The organism is Microvirga sp. VF16, assembly GCF_016864375.1.
Classification (GTDB): Bacteria; Pseudomonadota; Alphaproteobacteria; order Rhizobiales; family Beijerinckiaceae; genus Microvirga.
In genome coordinates this window covers 786,215-808,846 of sequence record NZ_CP069356.1, presented here as the reverse complement: position 1 = coordinate 808,846, position 22,632 = coordinate 786,215, and the positions used below count along the sequence as shown (strand labels likewise).

Below are 22,632 nucleotides of genomic sequence, written 5' to 3'. Positions count from 1 at the left end.
CGCTCTCGAACCGCGCGTTGACTCTCTGTGTTGGTCCATGTTCCTGTTTTGTTCCATTTTGTCGTAGGAGGGAGGTGAGCTTGACCGATGGCCACCCGGCGCGAAGTCATCGACGACTTACGGCGCCAGATCGAGAAGCTCGGCGGAGCTCAGGGCTCACGCAAGTCCCTGCCCTTTGGCGTCTCGGCGCTCGACCGGCACCTACCTGGGAGAGGGCTTACTCTTGGATCCCTGCACGAGGTGATCGAGGAGGGACCCGTTTCGGAGTTCGCCGGAACCGCCACGTTCTTCGCGGCCGGGATTGCCGCTCGCCTCAAAGGGCCGGTGCTCTGGTGCCTGACCCGGCGCGATCTGTTTGCGCCTGGCCTCCTGCAGGTCGGCCTTCACCCGGATCGTGTCATTTACGCCGAGACTTGCCGTGATGCCGACGTCCTGCCTCTCATCGAAGAGGGCCTCCATCAGAAAGGCCTGGGCGCGGTCATCGGGGAAGTGTCCCGGCTCGGCCTCACCGCCTCCCGTCGCCTGCAGGTGGCCGCGGAGGCTTCGGGCGTTCCCGCCCTGGTCATCCGGCGCTGGTGGACGGTCGCCCAGAAGGACCTGACCAAGCTTCCCACCGCTGCCTCGACGCGATGGCGCGTGTCGCCGATCCCGTCAGAGGTTGTTCCTGCTGCTGGCCTCAAACGCGGCCGCTGGCAGGTCGAACTCGTGCGCTGCCGGGGTGCGGAACCCCGTTCGTGGATTTTGGAGGCCTGCGATGCGCAGGGTCGTCTCGCTCTACCTGCCAACCTGGCCGACCGACAGGATCAGGCGCAAGTTCGGTGATCCCCCGCGCGAGAAGCCGCTTGTGACCGTGATCAAGCAGGGCTCGCGCCGGCTGATCGCGTCAGCCTGCCCGGCCGCTCAGAAGGTCGGCCTGATCGAGGGCATGGCCGTCGCCAAAGCCCAGGCCATGGTCCCCGATCTGCACATCATCGACGCCGATTCTGAGGGTGAGAATGCGTCGCTCCGTCAACTGGCGGAATGGGCCATCCGTTTTTCACCTGTTGTCGCACCCGATCCTCCGGCCGGCATCTGGATCGACATTGCGGGAGTGGAGCATCTCTTCGGCGGCGAGGAGGCTCTGCTCAAGAAGCTGCTCGACCGGATCGAGAACAACGGCATTCATGCCCGCGCCGCGATTGCCGATGTGCCGGGTGCGGCATGGGCCGTCGCGCGGTTCGGCAAGGGCGGGATTATTCCGCCGGGGTGGGCTGTGGACGCAGTTTCCACCCTGCCCGTGCAAGCTCTCCGGCTCTCGCATGAGACGGTGAGCGCCATGCTCCGACTGGGCGTCGAGCGTGTTGGTCAGCTTGCCGCAATGCCGCGGGCGCCAATGGTGCGCCGCTTCGGACGCGAAGCAAGTCTGCGCCTGGACCAGGCGCTGGGGCATGCTTTCGAGCCGATCACTCCGATCATTCCGGACGAGGCGGTTATTGCATCCCGCGCCTTTGCGGAGCCGATCAGCCGGTTGGAGGACCTGCAGTTGGTGGTGCGACGGCTCTCAGAGGAGTTGTGTCAGACTTTGGAAAAACGCGGCGAGGGTGTCCGGCGGCTGGATCTGATCTTCCGCCGGGTGGATCAGAAGGGCGCGTCTCTCCGGGTTGGAACAGCCAAAGCCAGTCGGGATCACATCCACTTGGCAAAGCTGTTCGACGACAGAATCGAGACGGTTGATCCGGGCTTTGGCATCGAGGAGATCGTCCTCATCGCCAACCGCACCGAGCCTCTCTCTGAGAAGCAGACGGTGGCAAGAGGGATCGAGGCCGAGGACGAAGCCGTCGATCTGAGCCAACTCGTTGACCGGTTGACCGCCCGCATCGGGCAGGACCGCGTCTATCGGTTCGCCCCGGTCCAGTCCCTGGTGCCCGAGCGCATGACCAGGAGGGTCTCCCCTCTCGCGCCTCCATCGGGCTCCAACTGGCCAGAGAACCTGGAGCGTCCCACCCGCCTCCTCGATCCGCCGGAATCGATCATGACGACGGCGTTGCTGCCGGATCACCCGCCGGTGTCCTTCATCTGGCGCCGGGTCCGCTACAAGGTCATGAAGGCTGACGGCCCTGAACGCATCACCTCCGAGTGGTGGCTCGGCAATGAGCAGAAGAGGATCCGGGATTATTACCGGCTCGAGACGGCCGAGGGTTCTCGCTTCTGGATCTTCCGAGATGCGCCGATGATGGAAGGCGGCCGCTGGTGGATGCACGGGTTCTTTGCATGACCGTGTATGCCGACCTGCAGGTCACCACTCATTTCTCGTTTCTGCGCGGCGCATCCAGTCCGGCCGAATTGTTCGAGCAGGCAAAACTGCTCGGGATCTCGGCGCTGGGCGTGACCGACCGGAACTCTCTGGCCGGGATCGTCCGAGCATACGAGGCTGCGAAGGAGACAGGCGTGCGCCTGGCGGTCGGATGCCGGCTTGATCTGATCGACGGCACATCGCTCCTGGTCTACCCGATGGATCGCCCAGCTTATTCCCGGCTGTGCCGTTTGCTGAGCATCGGGAAGAGCCGCGGGGGAAAAGGCAAATGCTTTCTGACATGGGATGATGTCATCCAGTGGAGTGAAGGCCTGCTAGCAATCCTTCTTGGCGACGAGGCCAACGGCACACTGAAAGCCAACCTGTCGCGCCTCAAAGCCACCTTCGGCAACCGCGCCTATATGGCCCTGATCCGCCGGTTCTCTCAGAACGAACACCTGCGTCTCTATGAGATCGAGGAAGCCGCTCGGGTCGCCCGCGTTCCGACCGTCGCATTGGGTGACATCCTCTATCACCATCCAGACCGGCGCCGGCTGCAGGACGTGATGACATGCATCCGGGAGGGCTGCACGATCGATAGCGCAGGCTACCGGCTGGAGCGCAATTCGGATCGACATCTGAAGGACCCGACCGAAATGCAGCGCCTGTTCGAGCGGCATGCTGGCTCCTTCAAACGGATCCAGGAGATCCTCGATCGCTGCACGTTCTCCCTCGACGAGCTGCGCTACCAGTATCCCACCGAGACCGATCCGGGTGAGACCGCTCAGGAGAAGCTCGAGCATCTGACCTGGGACGGAGCGAACCGCCGGTACCCGGATGGTGTCCCCGATACGGTGGCCGGAACGATCCGACATGAGCTCCACCTGATCGAGAAGCTGGACTACGCGCCGTACTTCCTGACGGTCAACGCCATCGTCCAGTTTGCGCGGGCGCGAGGCATTCTGTGCCAAGGCAGGGGCTCGGCCGCCAACTCTGCTGTCTGCTATGTGCTGGGCATCACCTCGATCAACCCGATCGAGCACGATCTCCTGTTCGAGCGGTTCGTGTCCGAGGAACGGCGCGAGCCGCCGGACATCGATGTCGACTTCGAGCACGAGCGCCGGGAGGAGGTGATCCAGTGGATCTACGACATCTATGGTCGCCATCGGGCTGCCCTGACCGGTGTGGTGATCACCTATCGCGCTCGTGGTGCCGTGCGGGAAGTCGGCAAGGTCATGGGCCTGCCGGAGGACGTGACCGCCGGCCTGTCCGGTCTCGTCTGGGGCTGGGGCAACGATGGCGTGACAGAAAAGGAGGCGCAGGAACTCAACCTCAATCTCAAGGATCCGCGCCTGCGGATGACGCTGGAGCTGGCCTCCAAGCTGATCGGAGCTCCCCGGCATTTATCGCAGCATCCGGGCGGCTTTGTGCTGACCCAGGATCGCCTCGACGATCTCGTGCCGATCGAACCTGCCGCTATGGAGAACCGCCAGGTGATCGAGTGGGACAAGAACGATATCGACACCCTCAAATTCATGAAGATGGATGTGCTGGGCCTTGGCATGCTCGGCTGCATGCGCCGGGCCTTCGATCTTCTGCGGGAGCATAAAGGCGAGGAGCGGGAGATCGCCACGATCCCGATGAATGATGGCCCAACCTATCGCATGATCCAGAAGGCGGACACAGTTGGCGTGTTCCAGATCGAGAGCCGCGCCCAGATGGCAATGCTGCCGCGGATCAAGCCAAAGGTCTTCTATGACCTCGTCATCCAGGTGGCGATCGTCCGGCCGGGACCAATCCAGGGCGACATGGTGCATCCGTATCTCCGTCGGCGGGAAGGTTACGAGAAGCCGGACTATCCCCGGCCGGAGCTGCAGCGGGTTCTGGAAAAGACACTCGGCGTGCCGCTCTTCCAAGAACAGGCCATGCGGGTGGCGATCGAATGCGCCGGGTTCACGCCATCTGAAGCGGACCAACTCAGGCGGGCGATGGCAACGTTCAAGCTGACGGCGGGCGTCACCAAGTTCCGGGACAAGCTCGTCAGCGGAATGACCGCCCGCGGCTACGACCCGGAGTTCGCCGAGCGGACATTCAAGCAGCTTGAGGGCTTCGGATCCTACGGCTTCCCGGAGAGCCATGCCGCCTCCTTTGCCAAGATCGCCTATGCCTCGTCCTGGATGAAATGCCACCATCCGGATGTGTTCTGCTGCGCCATCCTGAACGCCCAGCCGATGGGGTTTTATGCCCCCGCACAACTGGTTCGGGATGCGCGAAATCACAGCGTCGAAATCCGGCCGGTGGATATCAATCACTCCCGCTGGGACTGCACATTGGAGCCGACGCGCAACCCGAAACGTTTCGCGGTCCGCCTCGGGTTACGGCTGGTCGCGGGGTTAAAGAATTCGGAAGCCGCCATGATCCCGTTGGCCCAGGCGGACCATCCTTTCACATCGATCGAGGATCTCTGGCGTCGGGCTGGAATTTCCGTAGCCGCTCTCGAGCGACTGGCGGATGCGGATGCCTACGGATCGATTGGAGTCAGCAGACGCGACGCTCTCTGGACGATCCGAGGCCTTTCGGATGTGCCCCTCCCCCTCTTTGCAGCAGCTGATGAGCGAGACAGCCAAATACGGCCGGAAGGCTATGAACCGCATGTCGAGCTCACGCCGATGACCGAGGGTCGAGAGGTCGTTGAGGACTATCGATCGAAGGGGCTGACGCTTCGACAACACCCAATCTCCTTCCTCCGAGAGGAATTACGGCGCCAGCGCATTCATCGCTGCTCGATGATCCGAATGATGAGGGATGGCCGCCGGCTGACAGTCGCCGGGATGGTTCTGGTGCGACAGAAGCCGGGATCCGCGAAGGGAGTGATGTTCATGACGATTGAGGATGAGACCGATGTGGCGAACCTCGTCATCTGGCCTTCGCTGTTCGAGAAGCAGCGCCGGCTGATCCTGTCCTCAGGAATGATCGGGTGTCGTGGACGCCTTCAGAAGGAAGGCGGGGTGATCCATGTCATCGCCGAGCACATCGTCGATCTATCGCACCTGCTGCGTTCCGTCGGCGATCGGGATCAACCATTCCAGGCGGAGCACGGTCGAGGAGACGAGGCAAAGCTCGGAGCCCGTGACATCCTAAGGCAGGGTGCGCGTGACTCCGATGAGGAACTTCCGGTGGCGCAAAGCAACCCGGCATCAACTGCCGAGATCAGATTCACCGCTCGGAATTTTCACTGAAAATTTGTGTCACGACACTTTTCCTTATGGAGCACGAGATGGGAGCAGGAACAAGTCGATCTACGTCGGACCTTTTGGGCGAAATCGAGGATCTGAAATCGAAGATCGAGACGATCCACGGTCGGATCTCGGAACATCAAAGAGAAATGACGGCCTTGCAAGGAGAGGTCGCACAGATGGAGGCGACGCGTCGTTCCCTCCTCGCCGAGGTCGAGCGACGCTCCCGGCCGACAGAGGACATCCGGATCACCGACCATGCCTTACTGCGATATGTCGAACGGGTGTTCAAGATCGACATTGATGCTTTGAGGCGGCAAATCCTGACCGATGGCGTCGCGAAGGGCATTGAGCACGGCGCGTCGACGATTACTGTCAACGGCATCCAGTTTCGCGTGAAGGATCGGAGTATCGTAACTGTGATCGGGGGTGATCAGAAGCCCCATCGGAAGACGTCAAAGGCTCAACACCGAGGTCGGCGTCCTGAACGGGACGACATCAACTCACATCTGGCGGATTACTATAGTCCGGACGATACCAATGATTGAGCCCATTCGCTCTTAAGCCAGTCGAGAGCAGCGACGAGGCAAAGAATGCCCATGAACTATCTTGCATCACAGGTGCTCTGCCTGAGACAGAGACAAACTGGGCCTAAAGGCTGACCCGCACCCTATATTTTCCGCACTTGGTAGCCGCGTCGCTGTTTGCGGCAAAGCCAGGTTTCCAGAGCCTCGATCGCCTTATCCTCTGACGAATGGATTTCGATCATCTGCCGGCCCCGCTGACCGCTCCGCCCCCACTCTCGGACCAGTGTTGGATCACCAAACAGCGATCGCTCGATGCGCAGCACATAAAAGCGCGACATGTTCTGTGACGGGTCACAGCGGTCCAGGACGAGCACGTTGAGCTTCTCAGACATGAGCCCAAGTGTCGTGATCCCTGGACTCGAGGTCTAATGAAAAGCCGGAATCTTTCACAGGCCGACTGATTCATGGGCCTGATCAATCGCATCGAGTGCGCTCGTTTTCAGAGCCATCAGAAAGCGGATTGGTTCCCTATGCGCGTGTGCCGACAAGCCCTGTGGCCTGACAAAGAGTTGCCATCGCCAGGAGCGTGATCAAAGCCCTACCCATCCCTGCCGGTTTCATGGCGAGCAGGCATCTGCGCTCCTCCGGAAGCTGGATCAGCCTTATCGTCCCAAGGTGCAGCCCATGGCTTACTCGCGCTCCTATGCCATTCTTCGCCTCCTCATGGCCAGGAGCTCGACGGCGAGGTCGATCTTGCCCGATTTCACCATGCGGGTCAGCGCACGGAAGTAGCCGCCCGGGTTCTTGATCCGGCTCTCCCCGCCGTTTTTGGCGACGTCGTCCTCATAGAGCTGCAGGACGTAGATCACGGCGATGGCGGCTCTGACGGTGCCGATGTCCTCGACGGCCTCGGCCCAGGCGCTCTCGTGAGCCCCCAGGGACGCCCGCAGGTAGCGGCCGGCCGAGACGATATCCGCCAGATCCCGTACGGGCTGGCCGTAATCGCCAAGAGTGGGGCAAGCCTCGAGGATCAATTCCGGTGATAGGTGCTCCGAGGGTTGTTCGGTTGAACGAACCGCCTCAGCTTTCTTCGGAAAGCTTTTGTTACAAGGCTCACTAGGAGATCCGTTGTTGTTATTAGTGTGGCGGCACTTAGTTCCGGCATAGCCTGCTCGATAATAAGCTTCCTCGCACGCACTTCTGAGGGATTTCCACTCGTCCAGAATATCGATCGGCATGGCTTTCGTGCTGCGTAACGGGGTCCGGGTCAGCAGTCCTCTAAGCCGCTCCTCAAGATCGGAGCGGTCCAGATCTGGGTACTCCCGTGACAGGCTCCCGAGCGCCTCCTGGGCAGCTCGTCTGGCAATCGTAATCTCGTCAAAGGTGCGCTTGCGGGCTTCACGCGCCTGCTTTTGCTCGATCAGACGCTCGGCCCACTCCCCTCGCCTGGCATAGACCGGCGTCAGGTCGAACCCAAAGGCGTCGACGATCTCGCCCGCTAAGTCTTTGACGGCATAGCGCTTCCCGTTGGGAGATTCCTTGGGAACAATCAGTTGCTGGTCGATGAGAACACGGAATGCCTTGCGGATTCCCCTCTCGGACATCCCGGTCCGAGTAACCAAGTAGTCGTTGGACGGCCAGACCAGCAGCCGCTCCCACTCCTGCTCGCCCCAACAGGCGACCAACTCGGACAGGACCGACCGGGGTCCATTCCGCAATTCCAGGGCTTTGGCAGCCTCCCGGGCTGCCGCAGATAGTTCTTTTCGCGTCACAGTGCGCCCGGTTTCGAGCGCAAGTTCTCTCGCGGCCAGAGCAGCATGTCTCAGCTGCCGGCCTCCTGACGATGCAAGCTGCATCGCACCCTCCATGTTGAGGGCAAAGCGGGAGCGTTCACCGAAACCGATGCTCTTGACAGTCAGTTTGTCGGGATGGCATAAGGATGTTGCGACACATTCTTTACGCCGCCCCTCGCGGGTAGCTCCAAAGGCCCTCGAAGTTTCCAGCTTCGTGGGCCTTTTGCTTTGCCTGGTTTACGTCACGACATTCCGACCCTTTTCGGCAAACATGGCTTCGAGGGCATGATTGATGACGTCCTGACGCGACTTAAATCGGCCACTCTCGACCGCTTCGTCGATCGCAGCGCCTATAAGCCTAGGGACCCAGACGTTCATCTCCCGGTCGCCGCGCTCTTTGCGGGACTTTCGGAAGCGTTGAACGCGCTCGGTCTGCTTTGCATCAGGCATGGCATCCACCTGTTACACTCGTGCCGTTTCGAGTGATGACCGATTCTGAGTTGGCTGTGGAGTCGCGCGTCAAGAATCCATTCACAATAGATCGATTCAGCGGTGGGAAACTTCTTTAGTCAGAATCATTTAGCTCATGAGGCCGAATCAATTCGCATGTAAATCCGTGGTTCCGGGCTATTTCAGGTTACGCACTTGATTCGTTGTCGCGAGTATTGGGGCTGAAGCTCGAGTCGCGATCCGGCTTAATGATTCGAGAAGCACTGATTCCAGGTGGTTAAGAACTGCTAACGAAACTCCCGGCGTTGCTAGATATTTGAATTAGATTCTAGTCAGCTACTAACGGGCCTTTGTTCGTATGTCGGCGGATCTCCTGGCTGATCGCGTGAGCGCCGCAAGGACAAAAAGTCTGGTCCGCAGTCATGGATTGAGATCATCAATCCGCGGCCGTGATCAACAATCTATTAACCATACTCGCGCGACTATGTATTGCCTGATCGATCTGGGACAACGAACAGGTCTTTCCACGACAGCAGGCGGGGCGGGCACAACGCCCTGTTTGTTTTCGGAAAGTATTGCAACGCAGTTGCGGTCTCGTCATCACGATCGATTTGCCGAGATCAGGAGACCTGGCATGAATGTCTTGGTTTTTGCTTCCCGCAAGGGCGGTTCTGGAAAGAGCACCCTTGCCGCGCATTTGGGGTGCTATATGGCCGAACATTCTCGACCGACGCTCCTGATTGACGCAGATCCACAGGGATCTCTGGCCCTTTGGCACGAGGTTCGGGGCGCACGGGATCTTCCGCTCCACGTTGGCACCAAGCATCTTTCGGCCACATTGGCAAAAGCGCGGCGCGACGGGGTCGAATGGGTCTTGATCGACACACCGCCCAATGCCGAAGCCCCAGTGGCCGAGGCGATATGGCACGCAGATCTTGTCGTGATCCCAATGCGTCCGGGGCTATTTGATGTCGACGCCGTTCAGGCAACGATCCAAGTCTGCCGTGAATTGAAAAAGCCCTATGCAGTGGTGGTCAACGCTGCGCCGGCCAAGAATGGCTCAGATGATCCGATGGTGGTGGATGCACGAAAGGCGATGCAGGCGCTCGACGTTCCGACATGGGCGGGTCAGATTACACATAGCCCTGAACTGTCGCTCTCCCTGGCCCACGGAGCCGGCGTGAACGAGTTCAGCTCTAGATCGCCCAGATCGGGGGAGATTGGCAACCTATGGCGGGCACTGACAAGAAGCTTTGAGGCAATTGAGGCTATGACGGGCAAACACGCTCAATCCGCCTGAGCATCTTCGGCGGATGCTTGGCTCCCGATCCGTTGGGCGACTCGCGTGATCCTGGGCAACATTGAGATGACCTGCCTGATGCATGAGTAACAGGCGACATATGTCTTCGAATCCGCGAATACCGTTGCCCGAGCAGTTTACCTGCTCACCGCATGAGGGCGACACGGCGGGCCTACTGCTGTCTCGTCCTTGATCCGGATCCGCGACAAAACCAGCGAAGCTGGCTGGATAAGTATCTCTACAAGAAGTTCGTAGCCGGTGCCATGGCAGAACCCTCGCACAGGGGCGCCTTCGCATTAGTCGAGATACGTACGGAAGACACCGTCAACTTGGCTAAAGGGCTTCGCTGCCGAACAAATCATTAGAGACAGAAAGCAGCTGCTTGAGCCACATTCCAGCGAGCTTGATCACGATGCCGCAGAGGTCGGTTTCGCAGTCGTTCTTGCTTGCATCCGGTGGCAAACAAACTCATTCCTGGATCATCAGCCTCCAGATTGATTCCCGGAAAATCGCATGTGCAATTGGTGGTCGTATCGTCGCGCGTGCGACGTTGTCGAGGGCGATTTGGCACGGGCCAAATCTGCGTTGATCTCTATTCGAGTTCGGCTGGACAAGCAGGGCAAAGAGAAGGCTCGGGCCTGTGGCGATGCTCTCATTCATGTCGCCCGAATGCTGTCAGATGGATTCAACATTAGTGTATCAGATGCGCTGAGTGGACGTGGTTTGCGAACCGAGGACTTGGATGCTGCGCATCATGATCTTCGGCGCAGCGTGCAGCGATGCCGGACATTCCTCATCGAGAACTCGCCCTGTTACGAGATGGCGGATGACTTGGTAAATGCCTGCTCCCTTCTCGAGCATATCTATCGAATGCGGTTCCACTCGGTGATGGCTGATCCCAAGCTGCGACCTGCGTGCGAGGAGGTTGCGCAGAACCTTGTCCTTCTGGTCGGGACGCTCCCACGACTAGGGGCGAAGCAGAACCAGTCCAGCAGGCGCCGTGGGGCTCCGCGGATGGCAGCATGATGCAGATCATCCGGCTCGTGCCGACCCAGACGCAATGCCGCGTTTCTGCTCATCCAGCTCAAAGCGATGGGCTTTCGGGTCGGCGATGCACCGCTCAGCTCCCGGATGAGGCCGTTGCTGGCAAGCAAGAAGGTCCTCGTCGGCCGAGAATGCTACGTCTTCTGGCAGCAGGAGCTTGAAGCCAAGCGCGAGGCAGAGATGGCACATTAACGGGGAATACTGGCCTGTACTCGTCAAGGAAGAATCTCGCGCCATGAGAAATCAACGGCTTGGGCTGTGCAAAACCAAACCTTGTTGAGCGGTTCCGCGGCTCTACACGGTTAATGTGACGTCCCCCTTGCGAGTAGCGGATGGAAGATCTCGACAATTAGAAGTGCTGGCAATGTTCTCGATGGTAGGAGGCAGGTAGTTACTTTTGGCAAAGCATCTACACCCCGAGTTGGCGAAGTCGATGTCTGGTGCCGCCTAGAATGAGGATGGCACAAAATGGGGCCTCGATTGATCACCAGTTTTTGGCGATCACCTCAGCCGACAGAGCGCCATTGCTTGGTCCTTTGCTGGCTTCAGCAGACCCACTCCTGAGCGATGCGGTTCCCACTGCGGATCATCTCGGCGATCCGGGCATAGAGTTCTTCATCTCCGAGCCATTGCCGGGTGAATGCCGAAACCGCACGGTCCCATGCCGCGTTGGGATCATAGCGGTCTTCGTACGTGGCGGCCTGCGGGGAACCAACGGAGAGGCATTCCCGGTACAGGTCCAGATGCGGCACGATGGTAAAGCCGGATGACCGCTTCGACGCATTCTGGATAGCTGTCACGGGAATGTCGAACCCAGGCACGTCTATGTCCCCGAAGTAGAGAACCTTTCCGGCATCAAGCTTGCGGACCAGATCCTCAAGTGCGGGTATGGAGCTCTTGAATGCGGCCCCTCCCCCGAATACAACGGCCCTGTAGCGGCGCTCGGCTTCGTTCCGCTGCTTGAAGATGTGGTAGGACTGCGCGTTCTCGATGACGAGGATGTCGTTCGATGCCGATCCAGCGCAGGCGTCGTGCACGAGGAACGACTCGTAGGGGACATAGCAATGCAGGTCGTCCAATCGAAGCGTGGGCGAGATCTCCCCCGTATCCCGGTTCCTCACGAGCCTGAGAAGCGTTTTCTCATCCCCGAAGATGTGGAGAGAGCGACAGTTGACCGGGATCTTGCCTGGGCGCTCGCCCGAGGTCCGCTTCAGATAGGCATCGATGCGGCTGAGCTTCTCCAGCTTATCGGTGGACGATCCCCTGACCATAGGGGCGAGCCGGATGTCCCACTCGATGGCGAACGGAGGACTCTCCGTTTTCTCGGACGGCAACTTGATCCATTTGGGCAGGAGCGTCGTCGCGCGTCGCTCGTAGGCTGCCTTGGACGAGGCGGACGGCAGGATGATCGCCCCTGCATGCCGGAGGCTATCTAATGTGCGCCCGAGACGGGCGTAGCCGAAGTCTGGGTCCATCCGTGCTTCAAGGACCGCCCGTTGGAATATGCGCTCACACTCGTCCAGCTCGATCCTAGATCGTCCATGACGCTTCAGCTCGGAAAGGAACGTATCGGATGACATACCAGCAGCCTGTAGGGTGCCGCCGCCGTCAGGCAGCGACACTGTCCTCTAGTTTAAGGGCGATGTGGAAGTTGTGGATCTTGTTCTCCTCGTAGTCGACGCTGACGTGGTTGCCCGCACCTGTCTGCCTGTTGGCGCTGAACGTCACGATCCACTCGTATGAGTTGATGCACTTGTCCGTGATGCCGGAGGCAGAGATGAGCTGGATGCCAAACGCCTTGGCCACCTGCAACTGCGTGTCCACGAGCGACTTCTGGTTTGCCTTCCCGATGGGATTGTCGAGGATGATGAAGCCTGAGGAAGCATCCTGGTCGCCGTTCCTGTTCCGGAGGCTGCTGGCGAGCATGTTCAGGAGGAGGCCGGCCGTGATCGTCTGGCCGCCGGACCCCGTGAGGGTGTGCATCCTCTCGTACGTGCTGCGGGCGGACTGGACCACGGGCTTGAGGAGGAGCAACTCGAACGGCTGGCCGTTCAGGCGCTTCGACATGATGTTGAGCATCTCGGTCGACATCACCCGGAGGCTGTTGATCCGGTGGGTGCCGTCGCTTGCCATCAATTGCTGGAGGTATTCCCTCGACACATCCTTCGTGCCCATGGCCTTCAATGCCTTGAAATCGATGTTCGTGGGCAACTTCACGATGGTACGGCCGGAGAACACGCCGCCGAATTCGGGAATGGTCTTCCGAATGGCGCGGCCGATGATCTCGACCGTATCCTCAAGTATGCTCGAGAGGTTGTCGACGATGAGGTCTTCCTCACGGGTCAGGGTGTCGATGATGCTGTGGTGACCCTTCAGCTTCTGGGTCAGGGCATCAAGGATCTCCTCACTGCAATCACCGTGCTCGGAAAACCCGTTGAACCTTCCGAAGCGCATCCTGAGGCCGTCGTCGCTGCCCAAGGGGAAGTTCTGGTTCGCGGCAAGGGACACGATCTCGTCGTGGTACTTGCGGGCCTTGAGCTCTGCGGCCTTGAGGCGATCTGTCAGTTCCTCGGTATCCCTGACGATGCCGAGAATGACGTCATTCCATTGCTCGGGAGAGGGCGGGAGCTCGACGTAGGAAGCCACGACCTCCGTACCCTTCAGCATCTGGTCGAGCCTCGCATGGATCGGCCGGGCGATGTTGAGGCGGTTAACGATCTGGCTAAGATCCCGCTGCAAGGTGCCGATGCTGATGCCGTTCAGGCGAATGGTCCGTTCGATGGTGTCGATGGATTTCGTTAGTTCGGACAGCAGGCCTCCCGTCGTGTCCCCCTCGAAGTCGGGATCAGCCAGGCGCACCTCGACGCGGGGCAGGAGATCGGCGTCGATCTGGATCGACCCTTCCGCCTTGAGTGCGCCGATGGATTGCCGATGTTCCTCAATCTCTTTCTGCAAGCCGGCGTGGGTGAGGCCCGATTGCGCGAGATCGGCTTCCCGTTCGGCCTCAGGAGGCAGTGCAAGCTCTTCCACGAGTTGGATGAACCTGCTCCGCTCCTGGTCCGGGACCGGCTTGTAGATGCGGTTCAGGCCGTCCATCGCGGAGTCCACGGACTCCTTCAGGGCAGACCTTCTCGCCCGCGCCTGCGCGAGCTCGGAGTCTGCGCTCTGGGTGATGCGGTAATCGTCCCGCAGTCGATCGAACTCGGCCTGGTAGGTGTCGACGGATCGGGTGAGGTCGGTCGTGACGCCATGACCCTCCATCTCGAAGTCGACCTTCCTCAGTCGGTTCTGGAGCGACACCTTCTCGGAATTGAGCCTTGCGCGGTTCTCGAGATGCTGGCGGTGCGCTTCCTCGAAGGACAGTTTGGTCCGTTCGCAGTGGTCGATCCCCGACCTCACCTCGTCTGCACGGCGGGACTTGCCGACGAAGTCGATGGCGGCCAGTTCCTCCGTGCGGCTGGCAACGGCTGCCTCGTCATTCCGAAGCCTTTTGAGACGATGGACCAACTCTGTGACACAGGCATCGCACCGTTCGATCAGTTCTCCCTTCTCCAAGAGCTGTGCGGACTTGCTCGCGTGGCCCTCGCGGGCTTCCTCTAAGGCAACGACGACGCCTTCGACACGTGAGACGGCATACTCGGCGGCCTCGGTCAGCGTATCTGCCGTTTCGGCGCCGAACTTCTTGGAGAATGCGGAGATGGCGTTCCGTGCCCCACGGAGAAGGGTTTCCCTTTCATCCAGCTTGGAGATGTCATCCTTTAGACGGTCCTCTTCTGCGCGCATCTTCTCCAGATGCTCCCGCCGGGTAGGCTCGTGGTAGGCGTAATCGTTGCGCGCCGACAGGACGATCTGGTCATGGATGAGCTCATCTTTCAGACTGTCGATATCCCGAACGACCGAAACCGCCACGGGTTTGCGCAGGCCCCAAGTCTCCCGGTTGAAGGCCTTGCGGATCTTTTGGAGGTCGGCTTTGTTATGGACGCGCAAGCCGAGCGTGATGTCGAGATTGCACTCCACAAAGTTCTTGGCGGCTTCTTGCGACGTGACGTTCTCCGAAACCCAATGGACGTAGGTGGAGATGTCGGTTACGCCGGCCTTCCTGCACAGCTCCATCGCCCGCGCGACATCATCGTCATCGAAGGATCCACCTTCCTCCGCCAGCCTGATGCGATCCCGGAGAGCCGAAAGACGGTCCCGCAGGTCGTCCAACTTCCTGGACAGGTGTGTAATCTCGTCATCGATCTTGATCGCCAGGTCAGGATCTGACGGATTGGCATCCGCCCCGGGGTATAGACCTTCGAGATAATCGCGCTTGATTGCATTGGATTGATCGATGAAGCCCTTCAGCTTCTCACGGGCGATATCCGACTGGCGCTTGGCATCGGCCAGCTCGCGGGACAGGGCACTTTCCCGGCTCACGAGTTCACGCAGCTCGGCCGTCAGTTCCGACTTCTTCATGTGGAGGTTGCGCTCTTCCTCCCTCAGGCGCTCCTCCTCCCCTTCAAGGCCCTTGAGTCCGTCCCTGAGCGCGTCGAGGTCGGCAGGTGCGTCGGGCAGGATACCGTCGGCGGCAATCTTGGCGAGCCTGCCGGCGATCTCGGTCTTCTTGCGTCCGTGCTCGGCAAGGGACGCCTCGAGGGAGGCGAGCTCCCGCCCCAAGCGTCCGAGGGTGGCGTCTGCCTCCTTAATCGAGAAGGCAAGGCCCGTGATGGATTCGTCCTGCTGCCCGATGGAGGCATCGAGCTGCTCGACCTCCATCCCGATGCGGGCCTTGAGGTTGGAGCCAGCAGTCCTGAGAGGGACGAGTTTCTCCCGCTCGCCTTGCTCCAGCCTGTACACCTCCTCGGTGGCGGTGACGAATTGATGGTTAAGTTGCAATGCCTTTGCCTGCGAGGGGGCGGCCTTGAGCGCCTCGATGCGGAAGCCGACCTCGGCGAACCGGGTCTTCGCCCCTTCGAGGTTCTCCTCGACCTTGCGTACCATCTTCCGCTTCCCGTGGACGCGGACAGCCTCCCACTCGACCTTCGCATCTTCGAGATCGCGTCTCAGGGATCTGTCGGAGGCCTTCAGTTCCTCAATCTGTTCGTCGGCCCGCTGCTGATCCGCCTCCATGACCGCGATCCGCGTGGCGGCCGTCTCGAGGGCGCCCTTCGCCTGCCCCTGCTTGTCGACGAGCCCCTTGCGGATGCCGATGACCTCCCGGTAGGCCCCGGCGAAGGTCGTCTCGACAGTGATCAGCTTCCCCGTGTTGGCAGCGATCGCCCTCTCCTTGGGGAGATCGCGGATCTTCTCAAGGTACTCGTTGATCCGGCCGATGGTGTCGGTCGCCTGGCTCTCGTCGATGATAACCGAGAGCAGGCGCTCCATCATCTCCGTGGGGTTGCTGGCCTCGAGGAACTTCTCGATGCCTCCCTCGGAGGACGCCATGTCGATCTGCGTCTCGAAGGATGCGAGGGACAGGCCGTTGCCCCGTAGGAGCTCCTGCCATTCCTTTTGGGTGGACGTGACACGGGCACTGACGGCCGAGTTCCGAAGCTCGCGAAACCAAGTGAAGGCGTCGGAGTTGGACCAGTCCAGTTCCTTGCCCTGCTTGGCAAGCTGGACGAACGGAAGGTCGTCGAAACCGTAGTCACCCGAGGGACGGATCATGAAGAAGGTCTCTTCCGAGGCGCCGTCGGGTGACTTGGTGGCGACCACGCCGATCACGAGCGCGGGCCTGTCTGCATCGATGAGGCCACGTTCCTTCGTGCAGAGTTCCATGACGAAGATCGTCGGCTTCTTCTCCGCCACGTAGTCCGCGAACTTGTGGCTGCTCTTCTGCCGGGTCTGAACGAACCACGGCTTCGCCGGGACGAACAGGTGAAGGATGAAGCTCAGGATCGTCGTCTTGCCGTTGCCGTTCGGGGCGTGGAGCATGACGCTACTGGCAACTTTGTTGCTTTCAAATGTCAGGAACGAGATCAGGTTGTTCTTGAAGACGGCATCCCGGTGACCGCAATTCGAGACGCAAATACGTGAGATCTGGTACATGACGGTCCCCGATTAGGCCTCTGAACTCATTTCGACGGCATCGTAGTAGCGGTTGAGGATCTCCGACATTTGGAGCGTGCTGCCGTTGATGCGGGTCGACACGATCTGCCGGAGCAGGGTCGTTGCGACGTAGGTCGTCTCGCCGGTGCCGTCGTCCTTGCGCTCCTGCACGTACTTCACGTCGACGAGGAGGCGGAGGGAGGCCCTGACGTAGTAGTCCCTGTAAGCCGTATGCCTGCCGTCGGTCGTTCCCCGGTCCGACATCCCGTCGATCTCGTAGGCAAGGGTAGTCACACGGTCGGCTTCGGACCCGCTGGCATCCTGCTTCGCGAACTCCACGAGCTTCGAGATCATGTCGAAGACGTCCTGCTCGCGGACCGAGTTGACGCTGCCGTGGGAGATGCTCTCGCGGGTCGGGTAGAAGGCGGCCACTGTGGCCATGAGGACGAACCCGAGGATCTGGGTGCGGACCTGTCCATCCTTGCCGCTGCCCATTCGGCGTCGGACCTCCTCGAGCTTCATGGCGAACGGGGACGTCACATCCGATGGCACGAATGAGATCGAGTTCCGGAGGGCACCGGGGATGATCTCGAGACCCATCCCGCGGGTGACCTCCTCGAAGGCCTTCTGCTTGTCCCGGTCGGAGAAGATCCGCCCATAGGCCTCCTTCGCCTCCCGCGAGAAGCTGGCCTCACGCCTGAGCCCGTGGTTCAGCAGCAGCCCGACGTCCCTTCCGAAATCCACAATGCTCATTCAGCCTTCTCCACGGGAACGATGCGGACGTCCTCACCCTGCAAGTACTCGTTGTCGATGGTCATTCCGGTCCCTTCCTTCCTGACCGCCCGCGTATCGCCCTTATCCAGGTTGAAAAGCGCGGCACTGTGCATGAGTCCCCTCCTGGTCCTCTCCGACAGGCGATCGTCTCTCTTCACGACCTCATAGAGTTCCGAGAGGGAGACGCCCTTGCTGCGGGAGAAGACGGCCTGGACGATGGTCTCGTAGAACTGGTTCAGCTCTCTGAGCTTGTAGTTGTCGTCTCCCCTGAGGATGGCCGTCTCGCCGAGGTCCTCGGGTCCGCTCTCCTCGCCCTCGCCTTCCGGCCGCAGCGGCGTCTGCTCGAAGAGGACGAAGGGGTCGAGGAAGGCCGGGGTCTGGCCAGGCAGGATCGCCGCGGCAAGACGGTTGGAGAGGTTGTGACCAATGAGGAAATCGGTCGGCTGGACGACGATGGGCTTGAGGAAGTCGTTGATCAGGTCCGGCGCCATCGAGCGGATGCCGGCGGTGACGATCCTCCTCTCCTGTTCCCGCACGAACGCCTCGCTGACGCGGTTGACCTCGGAGCGGAGCTTGGAATGGGTCTCCCTCATGGTGCCGAGCATGTCGCGCAGGGCGCCGAGCGCCCAGGCGTTGTCTGCGGTCAGATCGTCCTTCTCGGAGGCGCGTCCCACCGCTTCCCGGTAGGCGTCGCCGTCCGTCTTGTACTCGTCGATCTCCGCATGAGACGACTGGATCAGGAGTTCGATCTCGTCGTCGAAGCCCTTGTCATACTGGAGGCGGCCGATCTCGCGGGTGATGTCCTTCAGGCGCGCCCAGATCTTGGTCGCCCTTGCCTGCTGGACCCGCAACTGCTGCAAGGCCTTTTCGAACTCCCCCTTGTTAATCGAGTTCGTGATGAGGAGGTTCATAAGGTCGATCTGGTCGGGGGACGACCACATCACGAGGATCAGCTTCGCCCCGTGCTCGGTCAGCCGATAGACGGTGTCGCTGTTCCTCCTCTCGTCACGGCGCTCGCTGACGACGAGCTCGAAGACGAACTCCTCTCGGGCACCGGTCCTAGGGTCCGTGACGAACTCGCGGTACTTCGCATAATTCTGCTGCTTGTTCCGGATGGCATCGATGACCCTCCGGGCGGCGGTGCGCCGCTGGGCCTCCGACAGCCGATCATCGGGGTCGAGCCGGGCAATGAAGTCGGCGAGGCGATATTCAGCAAGGCCATGCTCAATCCCGTCGTCGATGAGCATGCTGTTGCAGACGATCGACAGGAACTCCTGTGCGACTTGGACCGGGTTCACTGTCTCGAAGAGGGCGACCTCCTCGGCGTTGAACCTGTCCCGGCTCACGTCGAGGTGGCTGATGGGCTTCTGGAGCATCGCGTGCCGGGCCCGGCGGATCGACTCCTCCGCCTCCACGTCCGTCATCTCGGAACGGCGGGTGGCCGAAAACGAGAAGAGGTCGTGGGTGACGGGTGCGTTCATTAGGTTCGGGAGCCCGCGTGCGAAGCCAGAGGAGCGTATAGACGCATCCTTAGGGTGTCCAGATAGCTTGGGCGAAGGCGTTTAGCGGCAACGATCTCTGATCGGATTTCAGAGCCATCCGATCAGAAAACCTGCAAGGACGCGGTGGGTATCAGACGGACAGGCAAAGAAATCATCGGTCAGATGCCAAGCGATTGAGTAGTAATCCGACCGATGGTGGAAACTTCACGCTGTGGACAACCGCGCATCAGCCGCTACTCGACGTGGACGGCACGCTGGTGATCGTGGGCCAGATCGGCCCGTTCGACGAGATGTCCACCGTGCCGCTCCTACTCGGGCAGCGGCATCCAGGAGACGCAGGAACTGCGGTTCCGTTGCAAACCCTGATGCAGGCCAATGGAAGGCTTAGCGAGATCTCAGATCAGGCAGCAACGCTGAACAGGGCAGCAATGAAGTCACTCTGGGCCTTCGTATCATTGGCGGGTGCGCCGACAAGCTGACCCTTGTGGATCATTGCCATAGTCTCATAGCCCGCAATCGGCCGGCTGGCAGACATGAAGCTCTTGAAGCCCATCCCCGGTCTGACCAGCCGCTTGATGCGCCGGTGATCCTGCTCGACGATATTGTTCAAGAACTTCACCTGTCGGAGTTTGGCGTACCTCCACAGTTCTCCGTTCCGTTTCATGGCCTTTGTCGCGATCGGGTAAGCGGCATTCTTGTCGACCGTGATGGTGCGTGGATTGACCGTATGCGGCTGCTTCAGCGCCTTGCGGAAGAAGCGCCGGGCTGCCGCAGCATCCCGCCTGGATGAGAGCAGGAAATCGATGGTTTGCCCGCTACCATCAACAGCACGGTACAGATAAACCCATTGACCCTTCACCCGAATATATGTCTCGTCCACGCGCCATGAGCCGTTTGTCATGCGCAGATGCGGACGGATGCGCTTATCGAGCTCGGAGGCATAGGCTTGAATCCAACGGAAAAGGGTCGTGTGATCCACCTGCACGCCACGATCGGCGAGCATGTGTTCCAGGTCGCGATAGCTGATCGGGAACTTTAGGTACCAGCGCATCGCCCACAGGATGATTTCCGAGGTGAACTGCCGACCCTTGAACAGACTCTTATTATTCTGCTTCACTGTCAGTCCCTCTCGCCCCCTCCTGTCGTAGCTCAGGTTGAGCACGCTTCAAAGCTGCAACAGATCCCTCTGAGGTCCACCTAAGGCTGGTCAGCCTCAGTACACTGATCAGATAACGAAGAAGTCATGATGGCTCATCTTGAGGTTTTTAGATACGGTGGCGATCTTCACCTGTGACTTGGAACCAGTGCCGTCGGGATCATAGTAAAGGATACCCTTCTTGTTGTCATAGATGATACGATCTTCCTTATCGTGTGCGATCTTGCCCTTGAGGAACATATCAGTTTTGAACTCCCTCGGCTTGGCAGCAGTGCCCGGACCAAGCGCGGCGAACACCTTATTGTCGAGCCAGAACCTGTCATCTTTGACGCTGAAGTCCAGAATCTCGTCGACGTTCCTGCTTCTTTCCGGCTTGGTATCGAACACGAATGTGTCTCGGCCCTTGTTGCCCTTGAGAACATCGTTGCCGGCCCCACCATAGAGGCTATCGTTGCCACCTGCGCCGAAGAGTCGGTCGTTTCCGAGGCCTCCTTTGATAAGGTCGGATCCTGCAGTACCGACGACCCGTTCCCGTACCACGTCTTGAATGCTAATAGAGAAGGCTTTGTCGATAACCAAACCAGCATCGTCACTCGCACGAACCACGACATGGTATGATGTCGCCTGTTCATAATCGAGCTTCATCCTGTGGACGACAACTAACTGGTTATCTTTGATCGAGAACCGCCCACCTGCATCGTTGAGTAACGAAAAGTGGAGCCTTGTGCTGTCAACGTCGGTTGCAGATAGATTTCCAATCACCGTTCCCGGTGCACTGTTCTCAAGGGCATTTGTGCCCGTAAGGAGCAGGTTATCAGGAGCATCATCGACGGGAGCGACAGTCAAGAGGAACGAATCGACTGATGCTGTATCTCCGGTCGATGATGCTATGACAGTCAAACCGATCGAGCCCGAATAGTTGTGCGGCGGTTCCGCTTGAAATGTTTGTGTCTCTGCATCGAAGGTGATCCAACCCGGGAGAGGAGATCCATTACTAAGGGTCGCGGCATAGGAAATGCTGGCGCCGGCTACGAACGTATTGGCCGGAACCTGGTAGAGCCAAGCCTGATCCTCATTCATGACCTGATCAGGAACAGGATTGGCGAGGATGATCGAGTTTGGCGATAGGAGAATTGCGCCATCGGCAAACTGAAGCTGCTCGATATCGACAACGATGTCAGTGCCATCGCCAAGCGGGCGATAGTCCGAAACCTGGATCTTACCGTCGGGGCGAACCAGGAACGTGTAGTCGGCCCTCCTCCCGGTGAAAGCTGCTGTGTCAGAGCCACCGCCACCATCAAGGAAATCGCTGCCGGGCCCTCCCTGCAAAGTGTCGTCGCTCTTGCCTCCCTGCAGAATGTCATCACCTCGTAGGCCGCTGAGTATGCTATTTCGCTCTCCACCATAGAGTTGGTCGGCATTGCCCGAGCCGAGCAGAACGAGAGGGAAGTCGCTCGACCACATCATGGGCTGCAGCTCGGAGACTTTGTTCTGATGGACGGATGTCCAGTCATCCTGCAGGATGCCGCCGGTGTCGCCGGAGTTCGGGTTCCACGACCACCAGGTCCAGTGGACGCCCTGTTGGCCCGCGGCGATGTCGCTCGTGCCATTGGCATCGAAGTCACCCGAGAGATAAGCCGTGATCGTGTCGAGCCAGGCCAGATCCTTCGGATCCGTCAGCTTGCTGCCGAACTCGCCGAGATACACCGGGGCGATGTTCTGCTTGTAGATGTAGCCCCACATCTGGTCGAACTTGGACGGAAGGTTGGCGGGAAACGCCGGATCGTTGAACCAGGGCTGGGCATAGATCGAGTTGGGATAATCGTGGGCCGAGTAGACCAGCCGTCCGGGGACATCGAGCTCAATCGGCCGGTCCTTCACGCCCATGAGGTTTCCGCCCCACCAGTAGGACTGGTTGTTGTACGCCTCGATGCCTTCGACGAAGATGAGCCAGTTCGGATTGGCCGCCAGCACGGCATTGCCGGCCCGCTCGGCCGCCGCGGCCCAGTCGGTTGCGGCATTGCCGCCCCAGGTCGCCGGCCCATGCGGTTCATTGTGCAGATCGGCGCCGATCACGGTCGGATTGCCGGCATAGTGCCGGGCCAGCATGGTCCAGTTGGCGATCCACTTCTGCTCGGTGTAAGCGCCCTCGTACCAGAGGCCGTTGGCGTTGGCGCCGGCCCCTGCGCTGGAGCGGTGGTGATCGAGGATGATCTTCAGGCCGATCTGGCCGGCATAGGCGACGATCCTGTCCATGATCTGAAGCCCGGTGAGGCCGGCCAGATCCGGGTTCTTGCCGAAGTCGATGCCGGTGGGCGTGCTGCCGGCTTCAAACAGCTGGTCGGAGAAGGGCAGACGGATGGTGTTGAAGCCCAGATCCGCCATCTGCTGCATCATGTCCTTGTAGTTGCGCGCATGCAGACCGTCCGGGGCATAGCGGTTTGACTCCAGGCCAAACCAGTTCACGCCGGCAATCTTCACCCCATTGCCCGACGCATCCACAATCTGATTGCCGTGTGTACTGAGATATCCTGTTGTCAATGTACGC

General features: G+C 60.1%; 14 protein-coding genes. 5 read left to right on the top strand and 9 right to left on the bottom strand.

The genetic code is table 11. The annotated features are described in order from the left end of the window. Window positions 1-87: 87 nt before the first annotated feature. Genes JO965_RS36130 through JO965_RS36115 form a run of 4 tightly spaced genes read left to right on the top strand, consistent with a single transcriptional unit; the run spans window position 88 to window position 6,056 of the window. A complete protein-coding gene (locus tag JO965_RS36130; RefSeq protein ID WP_203445658.1) occupies window positions 88-822 on the top strand; it encodes an ImuA family protein in 735 nt (244 codons plus the stop codon). After that, window positions 755-2,254 carry a DNA polymerase Y family protein gene (locus JO965_RS36125; protein ID WP_203445657.1) on the top strand — a complete coding sequence of 500 codons (1,500 nt, stop codon included), beginning with the start codon at window positions 755-757 and terminating at the stop codon, window positions 2,252-2,254. Before JO965_RS36130 ends, JO965_RS36125 begins: the two co-directional genes overlap by 68 nt. Continuing rightward, on the top strand, window positions 2,251-5,511 hold the full coding sequence (locus JO965_RS36120; RefSeq protein WP_203445656.1) for an error-prone DNA polymerase: 3,261 nt from the start codon (window positions 2,251-2,253) through the stop codon (window positions 5,509-5,511). Before JO965_RS36125 ends, JO965_RS36120 begins: the two co-directional genes overlap by 4 nt. A 38-nt stretch (window positions 5,512-5,549) precedes the next feature. Then, complete coding sequence (locus tag JO965_RS36115) at window positions 5,550-6,056, top strand: hypothetical protein (protein WP_203445655.1); 507 nt, start codon at window positions 5,550-5,552, stop codon at window positions 6,054-6,056. Between the two features lie 122 nt (window positions 6,057-6,178). On the opposite strand, the gene JO965_RS36110 is transcribed toward JO965_RS36115, so the two are convergent. The 3 genes from JO965_RS36110 to JO965_RS36100 form a co-directional block, all read right to left on the bottom strand. Then, on the bottom strand, window positions 6,179-6,427 hold the full coding sequence (locus JO965_RS36110; RefSeq protein WP_203445654.1) for a WGR domain-containing protein: 249 nt from the start codon (window positions 6,425-6,427) through the stop codon (window positions 6,179-6,181). 309 nt (window positions 6,428-6,736) lie between these two features. After that, complete coding sequence (repC, locus tag JO965_RS36105) at window positions 6,737-7,891, bottom strand: plasmid replication protein RepC (protein ID WP_203445653.1); 1,155 nt, start codon at window positions 7,889-7,891, stop codon at window positions 6,737-6,739. A gap of 174 nt (window positions 7,892-8,065) precedes the next feature. After that, entirely contained in the window at window positions 8,066-8,278 is a 213-nt protein-coding gene (locus JO965_RS36100; RefSeq protein ID WP_203446763.1) for a hypothetical protein, read from the bottom strand. Window positions 8,279-8,912: 634 nt separating this feature from the next. Between JO965_RS36100 and JO965_RS36095 the strand changes: the two genes are divergently transcribed. Beyond that, complete coding sequence (locus JO965_RS36095; protein ID WP_203445652.1) at window positions 8,913-9,578, top strand: ParA family protein; 666 nt, start codon at window positions 8,913-8,915, stop codon at window positions 9,576-9,578. Window positions 9,579-11,167: 1,589 nt separating this feature from the next. On the opposite strand, the gene JO965_RS36090 is transcribed toward JO965_RS36095, so the two are convergent. From JO965_RS36090 to JO965_RS49220, 6 genes are all read right to left on the bottom strand, one after another. Continuing rightward, window positions 11,168-12,097 carry a Wadjet anti-phage system protein JetD domain-containing protein gene (locus tag JO965_RS36090; protein WP_203445651.1) on the bottom strand — a complete coding sequence of 310 codons (930 nt, stop codon included), beginning with the start codon at window positions 12,095-12,097 and terminating at the stop codon, window positions 11,168-11,170. 133 nt (window positions 12,098-12,230) lie between these two features. Then, on the bottom strand, window positions 12,231-16,652 hold the full coding sequence (locus JO965_RS36085) for a hypothetical protein (RefSeq protein ID WP_203445650.1): 4,422 nt from the start codon (window positions 16,650-16,652) through the stop codon (window positions 12,231-12,233). Between the two features lie 12 nt (window positions 16,653-16,664). Continuing rightward, window positions 16,665-17,405: a hypothetical protein gene (locus JO965_RS36080; protein WP_203445649.1), complete on the bottom strand. Its 741-nt coding sequence runs from the start codon at window positions 17,403-17,405 to the stop codon at window positions 16,665-16,667. After that, a complete protein-coding gene (locus JO965_RS36075) occupies window positions 17,402-18,907 on the bottom strand; it encodes a hypothetical protein (RefSeq protein ID WP_203445648.1) in 1,506 nt (501 codons plus the stop codon). Before JO965_RS36075 ends, JO965_RS36080 begins: the two co-directional genes overlap by 4 nt. Window positions 18,908-19,328: 421 nt before the next feature. Further along, window positions 19,329-20,045 carry an IS6 family transposase gene (locus JO965_RS36070; protein ID WP_203445647.1) on the bottom strand — a complete coding sequence of 239 codons (717 nt, stop codon included), beginning with the start codon at window positions 20,043-20,045 and terminating at the stop codon, window positions 19,329-19,331. 108 nt (window positions 20,046-20,153) lie between these two features. Then, the gene (locus JO965_RS49220) at window positions 20,154-22,625 is read right to left on the bottom strand and encodes a cellulase family glycosylhydrolase (RefSeq protein ID WP_305846610.1); all 2,472 of its coding nucleotides are present in this window, start codon (window positions 22,623-22,625) and stop codon (window positions 20,154-20,156) included. Between the last annotated feature and the right edge of the window lie 7 nt (window positions 22,626-22,632).